This window comes from Pseudomonas sp. Pseusp3 (genome assembly GCF_047304225.1).
GTDB lineage: Bacteria > Pseudomonadota > Gammaproteobacteria > Pseudomonadales > Pseudomonadaceae > Aquipseudomonas > Aquipseudomonas fluorescens_CD.
In genome coordinates, this window is sequence record NZ_JBGLYV010000194.1 from 1 (window position 1) to 4,202 (window position 4,202).

The 4,202-nt window shown below is 57.2% G+C and carries 3 protein-coding genes; 2 read left to right on the plus strand and 1 reads right to left on the minus strand.

The window, feature by feature from the left end:
* Window positions 1–463: 463 nt before the first annotated feature.
* On the minus strand, window positions 464–1,363 hold the full coding sequence (locus tag ACCD00_RS30250; RefSeq protein ID WP_413428867.1) for a LysR family transcriptional regulator: 900 nt from the start codon (window positions 1,361–1,363) through the stop codon (window positions 464–466).
* Window positions 1,364–1,520: 157 nt separating this feature from the next.
* Between ACCD00_RS30250 and ACCD00_RS30255 the strand changes: the two genes are divergently transcribed.
* Both ACCD00_RS30255 and ACCD00_RS30260 read left to right on the plus strand, forming a co-directional pair.
* Window positions 1,521–2,702, plus strand: a complete 1,182-nt coding sequence (locus ACCD00_RS30255; protein WP_008018499.1) for an acyl-CoA dehydrogenase — start codon at window positions 1,521–1,523, stop codon at window positions 2,700–2,702.
* A 13-nt stretch (window positions 2,703–2,715) separates the two neighbouring features.
* Entirely contained in the window at window positions 2,716–3,936 is a 1,221-nt protein-coding gene (locus ACCD00_RS30260; protein ID WP_413428868.1) for a CaiB/BaiF CoA transferase family protein, read from the plus strand.
* Window positions 3,937–4,202 lie beyond the last annotated feature (266 nt).

Below are 4,202 nucleotides of genomic sequence, written 5' to 3' on the forward strand. Positions count from 1 at the left end.
GGGTTTCGAGAGGAACACCAATGTGCACGTCAAATCTCCTGCGTGATCTTATTGAGTAAACCCATGCACTACGGATGGTGCGGCTGGGGCGGCCGATCAGCACGATCCCGCCAAATCAGGGCGGGGCGCGGCATTTTGCAGGCGAACTTTGTGCCCTTCAAGGGATTATGACGGGTGACGGAAAATTAACTACAAGTCACCCCGTGACCGAATGTCGCAACCAACTGGCTCAATCCCTTGCAGGTCGTGCTTTTCAAGGATTCTGGCCGAAATTTAAGAATTTACACATCGGCCGTATGAATGATGCGGCATCGCTTCGAAATAGTGGCGCAAAGCCGCGTCCTCAGGCGCTTGTGGGACGTTTGTACGACTTCTCGATACAGTTTGCTGGTATGCGACAAATACGTATATCTGTAGGGCTTATTTTTATTTGACTACGAGGTCAAGTATCGATTGAAGGCCTTTATCCCTCTAGGCTGTAGCTGTGCGCCTGATTTACCAGCCAGTCCCGAAATGCCTTCAAAGACGCGGATTCGACCTTTCGCTCGGGAATCATCAGGTAATAAGCCTTGATGCTGGACAGTGCTTGCGGGTTGGCGATCACCAGGCGTTTTTCTTTCAACTCCCGTTGAATCAGGAACGGCGGAATCAGGGCAATGCCCATGTCGTGCATGGCCGCTTGGGCGAGCATGGAGAATAGCTCGTAGCGAGGGCCTGTCATGTCTCGCGGGACATTCAGGTGTTGGGAATCGAACCATTGGCGCCAGGCATAGGGGCGCGTGGTTTGTTGCAGAAGAGGCAAATCGGCGATTTCGCCGGGTGTCAGACTGGTCTTGCTTCCGAGTAGGTCGGGGCTGCAAACGGGCATCGGATTTTCACCCATCAGCCTGTGAGACTCTGTACCTGACCAATCCGCATCACCGAAGTAGATTGCGGCATCAAAATCAGTATCGGCGAACAGGAACGGCCGCGTGCGGTTGGTCAGGTTGACCGTCACTTCCGGGTGTTTTTGCTGAAAGTCCTTGAGTCGCGGCAGCAGCCATTGGGTGCCGAAGGTCGGAACTACGGCCAACTCGATCACGTTGGTGCCCTGCTGGCCCATCACCGACAAGGTGTCGCGCTCAACCGCATCGAGTTGAGTGGCCACTCGACGGCTGTAGGAGAGACCGGCTTCCGTCAGCTTGACCCCGCGCCGCGAGCGTCGGAACAGTTCCACATTGAGGAACTCTTCAAGGCTGGCGATCTGTCGGCAAATCGCTCCTTGGGTCAGTGAAAGCTCCTGGGCGGCCTTGGTGAAGCTCTCGTGGCGCGCTGCGGCCTCGAAGCTGATCAGGGCGGTGGTGCTGGGTATCTTCCTGCGCATGTACGTCAACCTCACTAATACATCGCATAAAGGCTATTTTGCGACGTTTCGGAGTGAGAAATTAGCACAACAGTATGCGAAATCCTCGTTTGCCGTAGCGCCGATCCGGGCCTAGGATCAGTCCACGTTATTTGACCCGATTCGAGAGGACACACTCATGGGCGGTAAAGCTAGCTTCAACTGGATCGATCCCCTGCTGCTGGATCAACAGCTCACTGAAGAAGAACGCATGATTCGCGACACGGCTGCGCAGTTCGCTCAGCAGAGCCTTGCGCCGCGCATTCTTGAAGCTTTCCGCCATGAGAAGACCGATCCGGCGATCTTCCGCGAAATGGGCGAGGTTGGTCTGTTGGGCGCAACCATCCCCGAGCAGTACGGCGGCAGTGGCCTGAACTACGTCAGCTACGGGCTGATTGCCCGTGAAGTCGAGCGTATCGACTCCGGCTATCGCTCGATGATGAGCGTGCAGTCCTCGCTGGTGATGGTGCCAATCAATGAGTTCGGTACCGAAGCCCAGAAGCAGAAGTACCTGCCAAAACTGGCCTCCGGCGAGTGGATCGGCTGCTTCGGTCTGACCGAGCCTAACCACGGTTCCGACCCGGGCGCGATGATCAGTCGTGCGCGCAAAGTGGAAGGTGGCTACAGCCTCACTGGCAGCAAGATGTGGATCACCAACAGCCCGATTGCCGATGTGTTCGTGGTCTGGGCCAAGGACGATGCCGGCGATATCCGCGGCTTCGTTCTCGAGAAAGGCTGGAAAGGCCTGAGCGCTCCGGCGATTCACGGCAAGGTTGGCCTGCGGGCATCGATCACAGGTGAAATCGTCATGGACAACGTATTCGTTCCGGAAGAGAACATCTTCCCGGATGTCCGTGGCCTGAAAGGTCCTTTCACCTGCCTCAACTCGGCGCGTTACGGCATCTCCTGGGGTGCGCTGGGTGCGGCCGAGTTCTGTTGGCACACCGCTCGCCAGTACACCCTGGATCGTCAACAGTTCGGTCGTCCATTGGCCGCCACTCAGTTGATCCAGAAGAAACTGGCCGACATGCAGACTGAAATCACCATGGCGCTGCAAGGCTGTCTGCGTCTGGGTCGTATGAAGGATGAAGGCACTGCTGCGGTCGAAATCACTTCGATGATGAAGCGCAACTCTTGCGGCAAGTCCCTGGACATCGCGCGCATGGCTCGCGACATGTTGGGCGGCAACGGCATCTCCGATGAGTTCGGTGTAGCGCGTCACTTGGTCAACCTGGAAGTTGTGAACACCTATGAAGGTACGCACGACGTCCATGCACTGATCCTTGGTCGTGCGCAAACCGGCATCCAGGCGTTCTATTAACAGGAGGACGTCCATGGGCGCGCTATCGCATCTACGGGTACTGGATTTATCGCGGGTGCTGGCCGGGCCTTGGTCCGGGCAGATCCTGGCCGACCTTGGTGCCGAAGTGATCAAGGTCGAGCGCCCGGGTAACGGCGATGACACGCGCGCCTGGGGGCCACCGTTCCTGAAAGACGCTTATGGCGAGAACACCAGCGAGGCCGCCTATTACCTGTCGGCCAATCGCAACAAGCAATCGGTCACCATCGACTTCACACGCCCTGAAGGGCAGAAGCTGGTGCGTGAGCTGGCGGCCAAGTCGGACATCCTGATCGAGAACTTCAAGGTCGGCGGCCTGGCGGCTTATGGCTTGGACTATGAGTCGTTGAAGGCGATCAACCCGGATCTGATCTATTGCTCGATCACTGGGTTCGGCCAGACCGGTCCTTACGCCAAGCGTGCGGGTTATGACTTCATGATCCAGGGGCTGGGCGGCCTCATGAGCCTGACGGGTCGACCTGAAGGCGAAGAAGGTGCGGGGCCGGTGAAGGTCGGCGTAGCGCTGACGGACATCCTGACCGGGCTGTATTCGACTGTCGCGATCCTGGCTGCGCTTGCGCATCGGGATCACGACGGCGGTGGTCAGCATATCGATATGGCACTGCTGGACGTGCAGGTGGCTTGTCTGGCTAACCAGGCAATGAACTACCTGACAACAGGCAATGCGCCTAAACGCTTGGGTAATGCTCATCCGAACATCGTGCCCTATCAGGATTTTCCTACGGCGGATGGTGACTTCATTCTTACCGTTGGTAACGATGGACAGTTCCGCAAGTTCGCGGAAGTGGCCGGGCAACCACAGTGGGCGGACGATCCGCGTTTTGCGACCAACAAGCTGCGGGTAGCGAACAGGGCTGTACTGATTCCGCTGATCCGCCAGGCAACGGTGTTCAAGACTACCGCTGAATGGGTGGTGCAGCTGGAACAGGCTGGCGTGCCATGCGGGCCTATCAATGACCTGGCGCAGATGTTTGCCGATCCTCAGGTCAAGGCGCGCGGGTTGGCCATCGAGTTGCCGCATGCGCTGGCTGGCATGGTGCCGCAAGTGGCCAGTCCTATTCGGTTGTCCGAGACTCCGGTGGAGTATCGGTATGCGCCTCCTTTGCTGGGTGAGCATACGCTGGAGGTTCTCCAGCGGGTGCTGGGTCTGGATGCGGGGACGGTGTCAGCGTTCAAGGCGTCTGGTGTGCTTTGACCTCTCTTCTATATAGAGGGGCGCTTTCGCTCCTCTATATAGGACTCCATCGGGGCGTTTTGCGCCTTTCTGCAAGTTATTGATAGAAAAGCGGAATCAGTGCTTGACGGCAGATTTCAGATCTCTATAATTCGCCCCACTTCCGGCGCAGTCGAAACGGAAAACTCCTTGGAAAACAAAGAGTTACCCAGGTTTCGGCAGCAGGTTGCTTCAGGTCATCGAAGCCGAAAGGAAGTTGAAAAAGAGGTGTTGACAGCAGCGTGTAA

Excerpts from the sequence above, each read along its gene's own strand:
- ACCD00_RS30260 (WP_413428868.1), top strand. The coding sequence starts at position 2,716 with ATGGGCGCGCTATCGCATCTACGGGTACTGGATTTATCGCGGGTGCTG.
- ACCD00_RS30250 (WP_413428867.1), bottom strand. The coding sequence starts at position 1,363 with ATGCGCAGGAAGATACCCAGCACCACCGCCCTGATCAGCTTCGAGGCC.
- ACCD00_RS30255 (WP_008018499.1), top strand. The coding sequence starts at position 1,521 with ATGGGCGGTAAAGCTAGCTTCAACTGGATCGATCCCCTGCTGCTGGAT.